Origin of the sequence: Flagellimonas sp. HMM57, from assembly GCF_021390175.1 — a bacterium.
GTDB lineage: Bacteria > Bacteroidota > Bacteroidia > Flavobacteriales > Flavobacteriaceae > Flagellimonas.
Genome location: NZ_CP090004.1, coordinates 1331223 through 1349395, shown reverse-complemented (window position 1 = coordinate 1349395; position 18173 = coordinate 1331223). Strand labels below are relative to the sequence as shown.

Genomic DNA, 18173 nt, shown 5'->3' with positions numbered 1-18173 from the left:
CTATGTGCTTTACTATTCAAAAAGAAAAATCACCCAAATGCAAAAAGGTCATGTAATTTATAACTTTCGATTCGGATTGTTGTGCATGAGCTCATTGTTCTTTTCCACAAGTTACAATATGCTCATTCCAGAGTTGCCAAGCTATTTGTCAAGTTTGGGAGGTTCACAATATATAGGTTTGATCATTGCATTATTTACATTGACGGCAGGGCTTTCCAGGCCCTTTAGTGGAGTGTTGACCGATAAAATAGGTCGAAAACCGGTTATGGTCTTTGGGGCTATGGTATGTGTGGTGTGCGGATTGTTCTATCCCATTTTAGGTACGGTTTCAGGGTTTTTGTTTTTAAGGTCAGTTCATGGGTTTTCTACAGGATTCAGCCCCACGGCAATAGTCGCGTATGTGTCGGATATAATTCCAAAAGACCGATGGGGAGAGGCATTTGGCATTCAAGGGCTGTGTTTTAGCACAGGTTTGGCGTTGGGCCCAGCAATTGGTAGTTCCATACGATTGCACTATTCCTTTGACATATTGTTTCATTGCTCTTTCGCAATGGCTCTATTATCGATTATTCTGATTTTAAAACTTGAGGAAACTCTTAAGAAAAGACAAGGGTTTAAACTGGGGTTGCTTAAAATCTCAAAAAGCGATATCATCGCTGTAGAAGTACTAAAGCCTGCTTTAATCACTTTTTTATCATACTCGGCTTTTGGGATGGTACTTACTTTGATTCCCGATTGGAGCGACCACTTGGGGATAAAGAACAAAGGCACTTTTTTCATTGTCTTTACAATTTCATCTTTGACGATTCGTTTTCTTGCAGGAAGGCTATCCGATAAAAAAGGAAGGAAAGTTGTAACAACTATAGGTTTGTTGGTTTTATGCCTTTCCTTGATCATTATGGCCCACTATAAAACACCAAACGGATTGGTAATAGGGGGATAATCTATGGTTTATCCATGGGAATATCCTCTCCAACGCTTAACGCGTGGACCATTGATTTAAGCCCAAAAAATCAACGTGGAAAGGGAATAGCTACGATGTTCATAGCGTTGGAAGCCGGTATAGGGCTTGGTGCTTTATTTTCTGGATGGTATTATGGAGGTTCCATCGAAAATATTCCGATAGCTATGTTTGGCTGTGCCGGGCTGGCTTTTATCGGGATTTTCTTCCTCTTTGTGAAAACAAAATAGATTCACTTATTCCATGACTTGTGCTAAACGCCTGCTTTTAAATTCGACAAATGTAGTTTCGTAAAATATATCTTTTTTGAATGGACGGGCTTATTCCTAACGTACTGTTCCCATTCAAGGCTCAAATAAAGGATTATTGGCCAAATGGCTTGTGGATAATCAAAATAAAAAACTAAGTTTATGATATGGCCAATTTCCAAATTGAACCTTTAAGAAAGAATAACTGGGGAAAACGACTCTAACTCTTAAAAGCAGCGTTAAGACATGCGAAGGAAGAGGGAATCGATATTTTGGAAGCCTATCCTACCATTCCGACCCAAGAAAAATTACCGGATGGTTTTTTATGGATAGGTCATTACAAGTCGTTTGAGAAAGCAGGTTTCGAAACTGTTGATAGGACATCGAAGCATCGACCAATGGTTAGATTTTATGTCGAACAATAAAGTTCAAACAAACGATATCCAATATCTCAAATTCTAACATAATATATCTATCGATTCCAATGCAATAAAACCAAACTTTACCAACTCAACCCAGTTTAAATATTATGATGAAAGCGTTTTTTTAAAGAAATATGTGACCTTTTCAATTTGATGGTGTCTGATTAACTGAGGTAAAGAGAAGTCAAATCCTAGAATTGACACTTTATCCTTAACTGAAAATCAGCACACCCATCGTAACCGGAAACGTTAAGAATTCATTTCCCCGGGATTGTACCTCGATGGGTGGCTTGTTTTACATTTGTGAGTTGCTGACCAATAACTTCCATTAAATAACCCGAAAAATGGAGCGGTATCGTTTCCATAGATTACCAAATAGGATTTCCCGCTGCCGTATATGATGTTGAAGCTCGATGCCTATGAAAACCTTGAAAAACTTAGAAATGCCAAATGAAGCATAATTTCACCTAAAGTCACTACTTTTCTCATTCTTTATCTAGGTATTTTAATTAAAGGGTTTATCTGTTTATAATAATAGTATTGAAACCACTTTGAAGGGATAAAGAGCCAGTATTGTTGTTGGTTATCAATGTTCCGTTAATAGTCACTTTTTTGGCATGCTTGGGAAGAATGAATTCTGCTGTCATTTCCTTGGGAAGAATCAATTTAAAGGTTTGTTGCCTTCCTTCTTTCTTATAATCTCCCAAAATATAACCTTTTATCGTTGGCACTTTAATTTTAGAGAAAGTTAAATCATCTAATTGCGGTCTTATCCGTGCAGTTTCAAAACCGGGTGTCTTAGGGGTAACCCCCCAGAGATGTCTAGTAACTATATTTGTTGGTGCCGTTCCCCAAGCATGGTTCCAATCTAAATTGGGCTTATAGGCGGGATCCCAAGCTTCTAAGGTCATTGTGGACCCTATTTTGATCATATTATACCAACTACGGTCATGTTTTGCGGTAAGTAAAGCTAAAGCATATGAAGCTTCGTCAGCATTAAATAATGCATCCAAAAGATATTGTGCACCATAAACGCTACAGGCCATACCCCTACTTTTAATAAAAGCTACTACGGTTTTTTTGTATTCCTCTGAAACCAAACCAAAGGCCAATGGAAACATATTTGCATGCAATGAGGCATGATTTGTGCCTTCACCATCAATATAAATGCCCTTATCTTTATCAAACAATTTGGTATTGATGGTTCTCTTTACTTTTTCAGCTTTGGTATTCCAAAAAACAACTTCCTCGTTTTTATTTAAATGCCCAGCAATTTTAGACATCAAGACCAAGTTCCTGTAGTAAAATGAATTTACCACTGTATTTATAGGAACCATATCATACCCATCGCGTTCACCGGCTGCATTTTTTAATTTCCAACCAGTATCTTGTTGTCCAGGTGGCCAGTCCACGATATCCTTAATTTTTGTTTCAGGATTTTTAAAGCCCAGTTTTGAAACAAAGGCTTGGTCCATTTTTTTAGATTTGGAACTAATTAATCCATCTTCACGTTCCAAGTCCAAGAGTGTTCTTAGTTTTAAGGCTTCGTAATTGCTAGCTAGCGTTTGAATATCCCCACTGTACATAAAATCATGATAAAATAATAATACGGTATGCAAAAGCCACTCTGTGGGCCAAGTGGGATTGTCTAAAAAATATTGGTTTGTTCTTTTACCGATAGAATAATCATTGTCCAAGCAATAATGACTCAATTGATTGATATATGCATCTGCTTCGTAAGGCAAACGTTCCCTATCACCATCTACATAAAAACCAGTAAAACTTGTCGCTTTAACAGTATGCTTGCATAAATCCCAAATAGTATCCAGTATGGCGTTGGAGGAAGAAAAATGACTCGCTTCGTCATTAAATTTATAGTGAAAGACTTTTTGTAAAATCTCAATGTCAGCTATGGGAATTTCTAAATTCTCAATTTCAACATACCTAAATGGCATAACAACCCCAAAAGAAGGTGGTAGTTGTATCGCTGGTTGGCTAGTATTTTTTTTATTTGCCGGTAATGATAGAACAACAGGTGTGTTAGGTTGGTTGATAGTTAATTTGGTTTTTTGATATCGGATACTTCCCCCAGGGTTTCTATCTATGGTATGGAGAGTAGCAAGTTTTTCACCTAGATGAAAAATTAATGAATCGTTTTGAGTGACTTTGCTCTGTATTTGAACTGTGCCAAAAAAAGACTTTCCAAAATCAACAAAATAATGCCCTTTCCCTTTTTGTATAATATCAACAGGTGTATTTAAAACAGTTTGAAACGCTGTTTCAGGAACATCAAAATAGTCTTGCCCGTAACTTTTCACAAAAAAAAGTAACATTAAAAAGCAAGGGGCAATTGCATTTCTGCGTAGTCCTTCACTAAATCTTAAAGCTAGTTCTAAAGCCCGTTTGGCATAATTGTCTAGTGCAGCCTTGGAGGTCGAATAGCCTACTACACGATTAATGGTACTTTGCGCTGGTATGGATGATATATTAATAATGACTCCTTTTTTATGTTTGACCACTTCTTTCCCAAAAATGAGTGATGGGAGTACGTTGGTAAGATTTTTTCTTTCAATGCACTGCAAGCAAAGCCGAAACCTTATCGCATATCTTTTAAGGTGCGTAACGGCAGTATCCACACTTTCTTCACAAGGTTCAATATGGTAAGGGTAGCTTCATTTTTTAACAGCGATTACGCTATACTGCCTCCAAGAACACCACCACCTTTAATTAACACCACGTTGTCTTTTATGCTAAAGAGGTTCATTTATTTCTTTAGTTGGTTAAGAATTAATATGGATTGCCCAACTTCATGAGTTGATTTTATTCTTTGCTATTGTTGTATATAATTTTATCCTTGTACATGGCATCTAGCCCCATTTGCACACAAATGGCGGCATTTGCACCGGTTGTGATACCCGAGAACGACTTTTTGTTATCAACAACGTTATCACGAAAATCGATAAGTGCTTGTAAGGTAGGTTCGGTATGTTCCATGTGAATAGGAATTCCTTTTCCCTCTTTCCAAGATATGGTAGCTCCAGATACACCGTCCACTTCGCCAATCTCTCTTTTGTAGTTCCCTTCTGGATAAAACCATGCCCTTGCATATTCCAAAATTAGAGTTCCTTTATCCCCAATGACTTTAATTTTATACCCATCTTTTGCATTTGCGGTAAGACAGGTGAATTTGGCCTTCACGCCATTGGGATAGCTATATATTAAGTGTATATTGTCATAAGTTTCCCTGCCATCTTTCCAATAATCTACGCCGCCAACTCCCATTACTTGATTAGGCATGGCCTCCAATATCCAATTGACAAAATCCAGTTGGTGTGAGCAAAGCTCTGCAAGCAGACCGCCAGAAAACTCACGATACATACGCCAATTGATAATCTTTTCATATTCGGGTTTGGGAACTGGTCGTCTCCAGTCGCCATTTCGGTTCCATTGACACTCAACAGTCTGTATAGTCCCTACTTTTCCATCTTTAATAAGACCTACAGCATGCCTATATAGTCTTGAACTACGGTATTGATGACCCGTTTGAAAAATCGTATTGGACTTTTTTTCTTGTGCAACTAGGTTGTCTATACCCTCATAGGTTTTAGCCATGGTCTTTTCGCAATAAACATGTTTTCCAGCGTCCAAAGCATCAATGGCTATTTGAGAATGTGTATTAAACGGTGTAGCTACTAGAACGGCATCAATATTTTTATTATCTAGTAAGTATCGATAATCCTTATAAGCTTTAGCTTTCCCACCATCAACTTTCGCTAATGCCTTATCTAATCTGAAGGGTAGGATATCGCTACAGCCTATAACATTAAAATTTCCTATCCCATTAATTAATGGAATAGCTCCTGACCCCCTATCACCAGTTCCTATAATTCCTATGTTTACAGTTTCATTTGCACTTGATCTAGGAAAGTTATAAGCCCTAAAAGTTTCTGGAATCATAAGCGTAGCAGACGCCAATCCGCTCTTGCATATAAAATCTCTTCGTTTCATTCAGAATAGCTATAAATTCAAGTAATAAAGTTAAGAACTTGTGTCCAAATCATACAGGTTGTATCTCCCAGCCTGGCTCATAGGTTCGGGACCATAGTTTCATGGCCTCTCTATTGAAAATTCTACCTGTATTCTCATCTACTTCGAAAGCGTCATCTATTCTATAAGCAATATTGGCATAATGGGTAAGTAATTGACTAATGGCCCCTTCGTCTATAGGAGATGTTAACTTAGCTTTTCCCCTGATGGCATCAAAAAAATTGACGGTATGCAAAGTGGACATGTCGCCACCACCGCCTAAAGCAGTACCCGCTTCCTCGCCTGCAGCACTTTTTTCTTTTATAAGATCACCCTTTAAGTCGAACAGTTTATATCCGCCTCTGTCTATGTAGACCGAACCTTCAGAACCATAGATGATCGTACCGCGCCCGTATCCATATTTATTGTATCCGTTTCTACTCCTCCCGTCCCACTGAATAGTTTTATGCTTACCAAATTTAAAGGTAGCTTCCATGGTATCGTACATTTCCCAGCCATCATCTTTATACTGGTATTTACCTGCGTTGACCGATACATGCTCTGGGTACTCCACCTGTAATGCCCATCTTGCAATATCCAGTTCATGTGTGGCATTGTTTCCCATTTCGGCAGTACCGTAATCCCAACCGTACCAATGCCAATTGTAATCCCATGTATTATCGGTGTATTCCCTTCTTGGGGCCGGTCCTTGAAAAAGTTCCCAGTCCAAGCCTTCTGGTGGATTGGTTTTTGTCTGGTTTGGCACACGCCCTCTTTTGCTTGTGTAAAAAGCTATGGCATGATAAACATCACCAATAATGCCATTATGGATTTCTTTGATAATTTCTTGTGATTCAGATGAGGAACGTTGTTGATTGCCCATTTGGACCATCTTTTTATATTTTTTCTGATAAGCCACGACCAGCTCACCTTCTCTAGGGTTATGGCTACAGGGTTTTTCTAAAAATACATGTTTGCCGGCTTGCATTGCCATACATGCGCCAGGTGCATGCCAATGGTCGGGAGTTGCCATAAATATAGCATCTACCTTTTTATCATCTAAGATTTTTCTGATGTCATTCTCAAGTTTTGGTTTGTTCTTGATTTTATCAGCAACCTTAGCGGCAGCATTTTCTCGCTGACTTTTCATCACATCACATAGATACTCAAGTTCTATATTATTCTCCTTGGCAGCAATTGCGGATATGTAGGCGCCATAGCGTCGACCTAGACCTTGAAGTGCAACATGGATTCTGTCGTTGGCACCTATTATTTTTGAATAGCTTTTTGCAGACATCGCATTCACGCTAGTTGAACCTAAGCTTACACCAACCGCACCTATGGCTGTTTTCTTTATAAAATCCCTTCTATTTGAACTCATTGTATGTTTTGTTTTATTGATTGGATAACATGCTGATAGGACGAATCTTTATATTTTTAAAGCTAACATGGTCTCCATGATCTTGTAGTAGAATATGGCCCTCGTCCAATTCACCAAAATTGGGCCAGTCCACGTATTTGCTCTCGGACACCAATTTTCTATATGCTTCGCTTTTTCTTTTATATTCCAAGACCTTCATACCATTTAACCAATGCTCAACATGATTGCCTTTTGAAATGATATGGGCGGAGTTCCATGCTCCGATCGGGTTCATATATTTTGTGGTATCCGCTTGTATTAAATCATATAAGGAAGCGACCGTTCTGCTACCTTTATGATTTCCTTTTTTGGCATCAGGATGCCTTCTATCATCTAAAATTTGATATTCCAACCCTATTGAAGAACCGGGACCTTTGTTCAAATCAGTATCAACATAATATTTGATGCCACTATTGGCACCTTCGGTAAGCCTAAAATCGACCTTTAGCTCGAAATCACCATAAACATCTTTTGTGACAATATCACCACCTGCCGAGGACTCTTCGCCGCCAGAGGAAAGAACGGTCAATTCACCATTGTTGATTTCCCAACCCTTATTGGGGAAATCATCTAATCTTGCCCCACGCCATCCGTTTGTAGAATGTCCATCCCATAATAATTTCCATCCATTCTTGCGCTCGTCAATGGTCAATTGATTTTTTGTTATGATTGGTTTTATCGGACTCTTTGTGGCGTATTTGGCAACGCTGTCGGTAATGATTTTTATGTTCTTCCACCTAATTTCGGTCCCTTCTTGTTGCTCTGGTTTAATACTGTGTACCTGGAGTGCGATGAAACCTGAAGAAGTTTTCTCATCAACCAGATGGGCAGCGGGGATTCCATTTATCCATGTCTTTAAAGTATCACCGATAGCTTCAATACGATAATGGTTCCACTCGTTTTGTTTAAATGCTTTTTGAGCTTCTATATTTTCGGTCATAGGATTCAACCAACCTCTTCTGGATTCGTCATAAATACCAGCGCTCCAAGCACGATCGGATGGGTCTATTTCGACCTGATAACCATGTACTCTACCTTCTCGATAATGTGGGAAACTATTGCTTCGAATTTGAATGCCCGAATTCATGGAAGGGTCTACCTTATAGTCAAGTTCTAAAATAAAATCGCCATACTTGGTATTGGACGTCAAGAAGGAGTTAGGGGTATCATGAACGGTGCGGCCAATTATAGCACCATCGTTTACTTCGTATAGTGCTTGTCCACCTATTTGTGTCCATCCATTCAATGTTTTACCATCAAAGAGAATAAGCCAAGGGGTATCATCTTTAGTTTGTTCGGCGCAGTTTAAAAATAGTAATACAGAGAAAAGTAGTGTAAAACAGTTGAGAGTAACAGGTTTCATAGTAATTGTGGCTTGAAGTATAAATAAAACTATAAATATACTTTACAACAAGCGTATTTTAATGGATGGATTTTTCAAAAACATGGATGAATTCAATATCAGATTTATCATGTTTGCTCTGTAGAATTGAAAATAGCATTTTTTTAGGACAAATTAGATTGCCCCAGCTTTCTAAAACCATATTGTTTTATTGAAGATTTTAGCGATATCTAGAAGGCTAGCCCAAAAAATCAGCCTTTCTTTTTTCTGTTTCTGAAGGAATATCCATGTATTCGAATAAATCGTCCATAACGCTCCATTGTTTTCGATAATACTTTTAACGAAATATTAATAACTAAACAATATGAAACTGAAACTTTTACTACTGTTAGCTTGTACTGTTTCGTTTGCTTCCTTGGCACAAACCCAAATTACCGGGGTAGTGCTGGATGAGAACAACGCACCCTTACCAGGTGCCAATGTACAAGAGAAAGGAACCACAAATGGCGTGGTTACGGATTTTGATGGTAACTTTATTATTAATGTCCAAGATAGCAATTCGATATTGGTGATTTCCTATATCGGATTTGAAACCAAAGAACTTACTTTAGATGGGTCATCAAACTACACCGTACAACTAAGTACCTCCTCTACTGGATTAGATGAAGTTGTGGTTATTGGTTATGGATCTGTGAAAAAAAGTGACTTAACAGGTGCAGTGGCATCATTAAGTAACGAGACCGTAACCGAACAGCGAAAAACCGATATTGGTCAAGCCATCCAAGGTCGGGTAGCTGGGGTAGATGTTCGTACCCTAAACTCTAAACCCGGCGCACCACTATCCATTCAAATTAGGGGTAATACCGTGATAACGGCCAATCAAGGAAGTGAACGTGATGGGGTAAGCGATGATGTTACTACGGACCCTGACCAACCCTTATATGTTGTGGATGGAGTGTTTTTTGATAATATCAATGTGCTAAATCCAGCGGACATTGAACAAATTGATATCTTAAAAGATGTTTCCGCAACAGCAATCTATGGTGCCCGAGGCGCAAATGGTGTTGTTATTATTACTACTAAAAACGGTATAGAAGGTGTTTCCAGATTTACATATGATGCAACTTTCGGTTTGCGTTCCGCTACCAATTTACCCGATTTTTTCACTGGTCCGGAATATGTTGGATTTGTTGATGATGTCCTAAGGGCCAGAGAATGGCTGGGAACTGATTTGAGTATAGATGCCTACAACAATGTTGCAATTGACCGTTCAACTGAATTTCAAACATCAAACGAAGAAGCAAATAATGTAGCCAATGGCAGGTATACCGATTGGGCGGATTTATTAAGGGGTACAGGGATTCAGACCAGCCATACCGTGGGTATTTCAGGTGGAAGCAACGGTTTGGTATACAATGGATCTCTTGGTTACCTAAAAGATGAAGGTGTTATAGGAATTGAAGAATTTGAGCGCTATAACATAAGCCTATCAGCCTCCAAAAAGCTTTCTGATAAATTTACGCTGGGTATAAAAACGTACTTGGCATTGTCTGAACGTGAAGCGGGCAGTCCTGAGCTGTTTCGTAGTTCATTACGATTAGCCCCTACGGTAAACCCATTTGATGAAAATGGAGAACTGATATTGGTGCCCGACGAACAAGATCAACGCTTTATCAATCCATTCTTTGAAGACCAAGGATCATATACAGCAGAAACAAAATCTTTGGATGTTATCGCCAATGTGTTTTTAAATTACAAGCCCAATAATTGGTTCAACTTTAAGACACAGTTTTCGCCAACGGTTTCTTCTACACGTTTTGGTGAGTTTAGGGGATTGTTGACCAGGTCTTCCCGTAACGACCCAACTAGAGTTAGGTCTACCTACGATACGCGTTTACGGACATCGTACACTTGGGACAATATTGCGGATTTTGACTTCAATATTAAAGAAGGTCATAACTTAAAAACAACCTTGATTACTTCATTGTTTTATGACAATACCGAGGGTAGTGACATTGAAACTAGAAATTTTGATACCGATGCTTTCTCATTTTTTAATACCGAAGGCGGTACCGACATACGAACTTTTGATACTTTTCAGACACAAGAGACCTTGGCTTCATTTGCTGCACGTGTAAATTATAATATAAAAGATAAATATTTATTCACCTTAACGGGTAGGTACGATGGGTCTTCAAAATTAGCTGCCGGCAATCAGTGGGACTTTTTCCCGTCAGCTGCTTTTGCATGGCGTGCAAGCCAAGAGAGTTTTTTGAAAGATGTAGATTGGTTGAACAATTTAAAATTTCGAGTAAGTTATGGAGAATCGGGTAATGATAATCCAGTATCCGCATTCTCATCCTTTGCGTTTTTAGAGCAATCCAGCTTTTTGTTCGGTAGCGATTTAGCAAATGGACAATTTGTGCAAACCTTACCTAATGAAGAGTTGACGTGGGAGGTTTCTAGAGAATTAAATTTAGGAATTGATTTAGCTATTCTGAGTAATAGAATAAACCTTGCTTTTGAATACTACAATAAAACTACCGATGGAAGCATACTTGCACGTACCTTGTCCTCTATCACAGGTTTTGGGGATGATGGACTGCCAACTACAATAGGTAATTTTGGTTCCGTTCGCAATAAAGGAGTCGAATTCACCTTAAACACCGTCAATGTTCGAACGGATAACTTTTCATGGCGTACAAGCTTAAATTTTTCAGCCAATGACAATGAGATTTTAGAACTGTTCGGTGATACAGAGCAAATACCTATAAGTTCTGATGTTCGCTTTAATGGAGTTTTGCAAGAGGGTGCGCCTATAGATGCAGTATGGAGCTATGAAGTTGATGGTATCTATGGAACCGATGATGTGGCCGAGGCAGCATCGTTTGGGTTTCTGCCAGGCCAATATAGGTTTGTAGATCAAAATGATGATGGAGTCATCAACCAAGAAGATAGGGTGGTTTTAGGATCGCAAGCACCAGATTGGATTGCAGGTATGACCAATACCTTTAGTTATAAGAACTTTGAGCTCAACGTACAGGTTAACACTAGACAAGGTACGTTCGGGCATTCCGAGTTCCTTCAAAATTTTTCAACCTTTCAAGGAGATAGGGCTGTATTTAATAGTTTAGATCAAAATTATTGGACACCGCTTAACCAAGATGCTGAGTTTCCATCTCCAGAATATGGTGAAGACTCTTCTTTTCCTTGGTTCAATACTAGTTTTGATTTTGTAAGGGTAGGTAATATTGGTCTGGGATATACATTTTCACAATCTGTATTGGACAAATTAAAAATGTCAAGTTTCCGACTATCACTGGATGTTCAAAATCCGTTTACATTTACCGACTTCGCAGGACCGGATCCAGAAACAGGTCTCCAAAATTCTTTCGGCCAGACCTATGCCATAAAAACCTTTTTGTTTGGTTTAAAAGTAGCCTATTAACACTAAAAACATTAAAAATGAAACGAATTAGAAAAATTAAATATTTCAGTTTCGCACTAATAGGTATGATTGCTTTTAGTGCCTGTGACGATTTTTTGGAGGAAGATCCGAAATCAGATATAACGGCTGAAAACTTTATCAACGAAGAAAATGCAGATCAACTTGTTGTTGGAATCTATAGTGAGCTTCGTGATGTTTATCGCGATTATACATTTAAATTTTTTGGCACTGATTTATTTGCCAGTAGAGCGGAAGCCTTTTCGTTTACTCCTGAAAACGACTATTTCAACCTTAATGCAGGTATTGGGTTTACGGTTTGGGCAAGTAACTATCGTGTTATAGGTAGGGCCAATATTGCCATTAATCGATTCTTAAATGAGATCGATTTTAGTGAATCAAATATACCCGAGAGAGATTTGGGCGTAGCACAAGCAAGGGCACTTAGAGCTTTGGCGTACTTTAATTTGGTACAGCAATATGGTGGTGTTCCCATTGAACTTGAAGAGCAGACCACCGTTCGCACGGATTATACCCGCGCTTCAGAAGCGGAAGTCTACCTACAGATCATTGATGATTTGGAAACGGCTATACCTATTTTGGAAGATTCGCCAGACCCTGGGCGTTTTTCGTCTAGAGCGGCACAGCATTTATTGGCCGAAGTCTATTTGACAAGAGCGTACACCACATTTGCAGAAGCCAATGATTTTCAAGCAGCAGCCGGTTTGGCAGAGGCCGCAATTGGGTCATACGATATAAGAAGCCAGTCGTATGCAGAAGTTTTTGATATCGATAACCAAATCAATGATGAGATACTTTTCGCTATACAGTGGGGAATTGAAGGTTTGGCAGAGGATTTCAACAACAATAAGCATTCGATATTCATGAGTCAGGTTTTCCAATATCCAGGGATTAGTAGAACTGGTAATATTTATGGAGTTAGTGGCTATGATGCCCAACCAACAAACTTCTTCTATTCTTTATTTGCTGATAACGATACTAGGGAAGAAGCTACAATTCATCGTGTACTATTTGCAGATGAGGAAGTTTTGTTCGATCCTGATGGCGATGGCCCTATTCCCAGTGATTTGATTCAGCCAGGAGATACAGCTATCTTTTTTCCAAAAAACATGTTGGACGATGCTGAATTGGCCAATCGTTTGAACAGATATTTTGTATATCAACCCGACCAATATGAATTTGGGTTACCCGATAACATTCCGGGAGTTACCTATCAATACTCATCAAACATCTTGCGTAACAATTTTCCGATTTTCAAGAAATTCGATGATACCGTTTTTGATGAAACGGAAGGTGGCGCACGCGATACTTTTGTTTTTAGAGTTGCTGGCACGCATCTTCTAGCGGCAGAAGCACACCTAGGGGCAGGTAATACAGGTCAGGCCCTGTTTCATATGAATAGGGTGAGGGAACGCGCAACCGGTGTTGCAGATGAATTGACCGAGGTTGATATTGATGCAATTATTGACGAACGCGCTCGAGAATTGGCCGGTGAGACGAATAGATGGGCTGTGTTAAAACGTACCGGAAAATTGGAAGAACGTATCAATTTGTACAATCCGCAAGTAATTGATCATGGGGCATTCGATTCAAGCATACATTTATTACGCCCAATACCTGATGTTGAATTACAGCTTACAGATGGCTCTTTGGAGCAAAACCCTGGATACTAAGAATATAAGGATTGTAGGATTGTTTGAGTTTAGTTTTGTGTATGGGCAGGCAAAACATTGTCTGCTCATACTTTTTAATCCAATTGCATTCATTTACTAATTATAATCGCCAGATGCTTTTGAATTAATTATAGACTATTCCTCTTTCGCAAATGGTTTTATAAACAACTATTTTATTTTAAGAAAAACGTGACGAAAAGTATTCAAATAAAAGCTTTCTATTTTTTTTGTTTGGGGTTGGGTATATTGATTTCTACATCGTGCTCAAATGAAAATCCCGCCAACTGTTACATTGTACAAGGAACAAATTTAGACGCTGTTGAGGCCAATGTAGTGTCCGATTTAAAAAATGATCTTGAGAAGGTAATCCCTTTGGAAATTGCAATCCTTTCAGGAACAGACCCTTTACCTGAGCATGGTATCTTTTATTTTATAGGAACCCAAAAATCTAACCAAGCCATTACGAAATTGGTAAATCAAGGAAAGGTTTCAATTTCCTCTGAAAATCCTAGGCCAAGAGGTGGAATATGGACCAAAACGGAACTTGACAACAATCAAAATGCAATTGTTCTGGCCGGTTCAGACATTCAAGGGCTGCAACGTTCCGTGTACAATTACGCTCAAGAAATTCTTGGAGTAGATCCTTTAGAATATTGGACAGGTAGTGTGCCAAAAAAAATCGACGCTTCGAAACTATTCAATTTTGAAAATAAAATCATTTCACCACCAAAAGTACCTATACGATGTTATTTTGAGAATGATGTTGACGAGTTAGCAAACTATCGGGGCAAACTACTGGAATATGATTGGGAAAGCTATACCGAAATGATTAATTCTTTGGTCAGATTAGGGTATAATGCCATTGAGTTTTTTGATATGCTGGGCAGACCTGAATTCTTTCTCCGTCCTGAGTATAAGGCTTTGCATCCAGATTATGAGGTTGACTTGGACTATTTGGACAAAATGATGGACTATGCCCATGAAAAGGGCATGAAAATTCAAATAAATTTTGCCCTGGGGTATCAAATACATCCGTTTCCGCTTGAAAAATCCGATTGTTGGGACAAGTACAAGGATGATTGGGTTGCTGCGTGGAAATACTATCTAGAAAAAACGCCTTTGTCCAAAACGGACATTTTTGCGCTACGCCCAAGAAATCAGGTCTGGGATTGGGAATACAAAAGTAGTTGTGGTGAAAACAAGATAGAAGTCTTCAATGAGGTATATGAGGTGTTTAGTGAGCTTATAGATGATTACAATCCCAAGGCACAGAAAGTATTGGTGTGCTATTCAGATGCCATGGAAATGTGGAACGAGGGTTTCAGGCCTCCAAAGGATTGGATAGTTGCTTGGGCCGATGATGGGTTTGGTAAATTTGAAAGCTTACCTAAAACCACCGACGGATACGATTTTGGCACATACATGCATGCGGGCTTTTGGTCCAATCATACCGTACACGATCCTTACCCCAAGATTGTAGAAGATAAAATGAAAACGATGTTCAACGACTTTAATGCGCATGCGTACTGCTTGGTGAACGGACAAAATTTTAGGCCTTTTCTATTGAATTTGGAAGCATATGGTGCAGTATGTCAAAATCCAGATTCATTTGATGGCGAACAATTTTACAAAAGATGGACTTCGCGCTATTTTGGTGATTTGGGTAGCCCATTTGCTATAGAAGCTATGAAAAAGTTACATGAGGCCCAATTTGATAGGGTAGGCTATGTTCAAAATCTTTGGGAAATAAGGGAAGCCATATCCTACTTAAGCGATTCTCCCATAGAACGCCCTGGCAAAGCCCCAGTTCCACATTCATACGAAAAAGTACAAGCCGATTATGAATCCTTGGAAAGAAGATTGACCCATATCTCTGATGCACTTTCAGCTGCTGAAAAAGGCCAGGATTTAATCACAGGGGAGCGTATGATTTTTTATCATGATTATGTGTTGTTGCCCATCAAAATATATAACGACCTCTTGACCTTTGAACATCAATTGCATAAGCTATGTAAACTTAAGAAAGCGTATGAAGAAACATCGGATAAACAACAAATAGTGAGTGCACTAAACCTATCGGAAAAAGCGAAGGAAGATTTGAAAATTGTTCATTCAAGACGTATTGAAAGTGATAAGAACCCCAAATGGAAAGGGTGGTACGACCCAAAAATAAGAAGGCCTAACAATGGTTTTCCTACGATGGATATGATGAAGGCCATCCAAGTCAATTTAACTGGCATATTAAATACGCATGAGACTAAATAAAATCCTACTATTCATATTACCACTGTTGTTTGCACTAACGCTTACATGTAATGACTCTCCCAATAGTACTGTTGTGTCAAAAACAGTACCTGCTCTAAAGCCAGTGGATTTAGTTTACACGCAATTGGACACCGAAAATTCCCGTTGGTTTCTTTTTTCATCTGCAAGTCGTCCTTTTGGTATGGTCAATTTAAGTCCCGATACCCAACTACAAGGTACCTGGGGAAGTGGTTATCGCTATGAAGTAGATACCATTAAAGGTTTTAGCCATATTCATGGGTGGCAATTATCGGGACTATCCGTAATGCCCGTAACACTAACGGATATCAATAGGAACTCCGTGTATCAGGATTTTTATTCAAAATTCAGTCATAAGGAAGAAGAAGTATCGCCAGGCTATCATTCCTTAAGATTGCAACGATACAATATTCATGTTGCCCTTACCAGTACCAAGCGCGTAGGATTGCATCAATACATATTTCCCAAGACCAGTGAAAAGGCTATTCTCTTTAATCTTAATGGAATTTTGGGGCCGTGTGAAATTATACAAGGAAAACTGGAAAAAGCAGGAGATTCTGAACTTATGGGCAGTTTTGTCATCGCTCCGACCAAAAGAAGGCCTAAACCTGTAAACGTTTTTTTTAAGGCTGAACTGAACACATCAATTTCCAATCTAAAAAAGGATGAAAAAAGTGGTAACTATTTGGTGTCCTTAGACAGTGAAAAAGACACTGTTTTAATGAAAGCTGCTATTTCCTATACCTCTGTAAAAAATGCTGTAGCTAACTTGGAAACGGAACTGCCCCATTGGGATTTTGAAAAAACGGTCAATGAATCCAAATCCGAGTGGAATGGACTTTTAGGAAGAATCAAAGTAGAAGGGGGTACGGAAAAGGCACAAAAAAGGTTTTATACCGATTTATGGCATGCATTGCTCGGCCGTAAAATTATTAGTGATGTAAACGGTGCATACCCAGACAATACCGGAGATACTTTTAGAATAGGTCAACTACCATTAAAAAAAGATGGGACACCACAGTTCAACCATTATAATTCTGATGCATTTTGGGGTGCGCAATGGACAATAAATACACTATGGGGACTAGTTTATCCAGAAATAAAGAAAGAGTTTGTTTTATCGCTTTTGCAATATTATAAAGATGGTAGGCTAATTCCTAGGGGACCTTCGGGAGGCAATTACACATATGTGATGACAGGCGCTTCAAGCACACCATTTATTATAAGCGCCATTCAAAAAGGGCTTGTATCTGAAAATTTGGATACGATTTACCATGCGCTAAAAAAGAACCATATGCCAAACGGTATCATGGAAAAGGCCGGATATGAGCACCATACCAATCTAGGGGGCGGTCTTAGATATTATTTGGACAAAGGATATGTCCCTTACCCTATCCCAGAAGGCAAATTTGGAGGGCATCAAGACGGGGCAAGTCTCACTATGGAATATGCATACCAAGATTACACATTTGCCCAATTGGCAAAAAAACTAGGTTATGATGATGACTACGCCTATTTTATGGAGAGATCTAAAAACTATAGAAATGTATATGATTCAGATACAGGTTGGATGCGACCAAAAAATGTAGACGGAAAGTGGAAAACTGATTTTGACCCTTTTAGCTATGAAAATGGATTTAATGAATCCAATGCATCACAATCAACGTGGTTCGTTCCCCATGATTTGGACGGACTTGCCCAGCTGATGGGTGGTAAGGAGATAGCAATCGAAAAATTGAATCAACAGTTCAAGGAAGCCGAAAAGCTAAACTTCACTGCCGGTAGTTCACATGATCGCGAGATGCATCCTGATTACAGCCGCATCCCAATAAATTATGGCAATCAACCGTCTATGCAGACCGCTTTTGTATTCCATAAATTGGGGAGACCTGACCTGACCCAATATTGGTCCAGAAAAGTTGTAGAAAAGGTATTTAGTGGTCTGTCCCCCAAAACTGGGTACAATGGCGACGAAGATCAAGGCCTAATGGCAAGTTTAGCGGTGTTAATGAAAATTGGATTGTTTCAAATGAACGGTGGTACGGAAGAAAACCCTGAATATCAGATTGGAAGTCCAATTTTTGATAGAATAACCATTGAGCTGAATACTGATTTTTATTCTGGTAAAAAAATAGAAATAAACGCGTTGAACAATAGTAAAGACAACGTCTATGTTGATGGGGTTTTATTTAATGACAAACCATTAAAATCATGTACTATTCTACATGAAGATATTACCAACGGAGGTGTTCTTACTATTCAAATGTCTGGAAATAGTAGTATTGAGTAACTACTTTCGTATTAATTTTATTAAACAGGATGTAACTCAACA

At 38.8% G+C, this 18173-nt stretch carries 10 protein-coding genes; 6 read left to right on the top strand and 4 right to left on the bottom strand.

The window, feature by feature from the left end; translation table 11 throughout:
- Positions 1-37: 37 nt before the first annotated feature.
- Complete coding sequence (locus LV716_RS05905) at positions 38-943, top strand: MFS transporter (protein WP_370637493.1); 906 nt, start codon at positions 38-40, stop codon at positions 941-943.
- Positions 944-957: 14 nt separating this feature from the next.
- Positions 958-1191: a hypothetical protein gene (locus LV716_RS18535; protein ID WP_370637492.1), complete on the top strand. Its 234-nt coding sequence runs from the start codon at positions 958-960 to the stop codon at positions 1189-1191.
- A gap of 958 nt (positions 1192-2149) precedes the next feature.
- On the opposite strand, the gene LV716_RS05900 is transcribed toward LV716_RS18535, so the two are convergent.
- From LV716_RS05900 to LV716_RS05885, 4 genes are all read right to left on the bottom strand, one after another.
- On the bottom strand, positions 2150-4267 hold the full coding sequence (locus LV716_RS05900; RefSeq protein ID WP_233759247.1) for an SDR family NAD(P)-dependent oxidoreductase: 2118 nt from the start codon (positions 4265-4267) through the stop codon (positions 2150-2152).
- Positions 4268-4451: 184 nt separating this feature from the next.
- Positions 4452-5639, bottom strand: coding sequence for a Gfo/Idh/MocA family protein (locus LV716_RS05895; RefSeq protein WP_163416831.1), 1188 nt, complete (start codon positions 5637-5639; stop codon positions 4452-4454).
- Positions 5640-5688: 49 nt separating this feature from the next.
- On the bottom strand, positions 5689-7038 hold the full coding sequence (locus LV716_RS05890; RefSeq protein WP_163416830.1) for a Gfo/Idh/MocA family oxidoreductase: 1350 nt from the start codon (positions 7036-7038) through the stop codon (positions 5689-5691).
- A gap of 13 nt (positions 7039-7051) precedes the next feature.
- Positions 7052-8440, bottom strand: a complete 1389-nt coding sequence (locus LV716_RS05885) for a DUF1080 domain-containing protein (protein ID WP_163416829.1) — start codon at positions 8438-8440, stop codon at positions 7052-7054.
- 343 nt (positions 8441-8783) lie between these two features.
- On the opposite strand from LV716_RS05885, the gene LV716_RS05880 reads away from it, so the two are divergent.
- From LV716_RS05880 to LV716_RS05865, 4 genes are all read left to right on the top strand, one after another.
- Positions 8784-11867: a TonB-dependent receptor gene (locus tag LV716_RS05880; protein WP_163416828.1), complete on the top strand. Its 3084-nt coding sequence runs from the start codon at positions 8784-8786 to the stop codon at positions 11865-11867.
- A gap of 17 nt (positions 11868-11884) precedes the next feature.
- Positions 11885-13558: a RagB/SusD family nutrient uptake outer membrane protein gene (locus tag LV716_RS05875; protein WP_163416827.1), complete on the top strand. Its 1674-nt coding sequence runs from the start codon at positions 11885-11887 to the stop codon at positions 13556-13558.
- Between the two features lie 189 nt (positions 13559-13747).
- The gene (locus tag LV716_RS05870; RefSeq protein ID WP_233759246.1) at positions 13748-15823 is read left to right on the top strand and encodes a glycosyl hydrolase 115 family protein; all 2076 of its coding nucleotides are present in this window, start codon (positions 13748-13750) and stop codon (positions 15821-15823) included.
- Positions 15810-18131 (top strand): GH92 family glycosyl hydrolase, encoded by a 2322-nt coding sequence (locus LV716_RS05865; RefSeq protein ID WP_163416825.1) that lies wholly within the window; start codon positions 15810-15812, stop codon positions 18129-18131. Before LV716_RS05870 ends, LV716_RS05865 begins: the two co-directional genes overlap by 14 nt.
- The last annotated feature ends 42 nt before the right edge of the window (positions 18132-18173 follow it).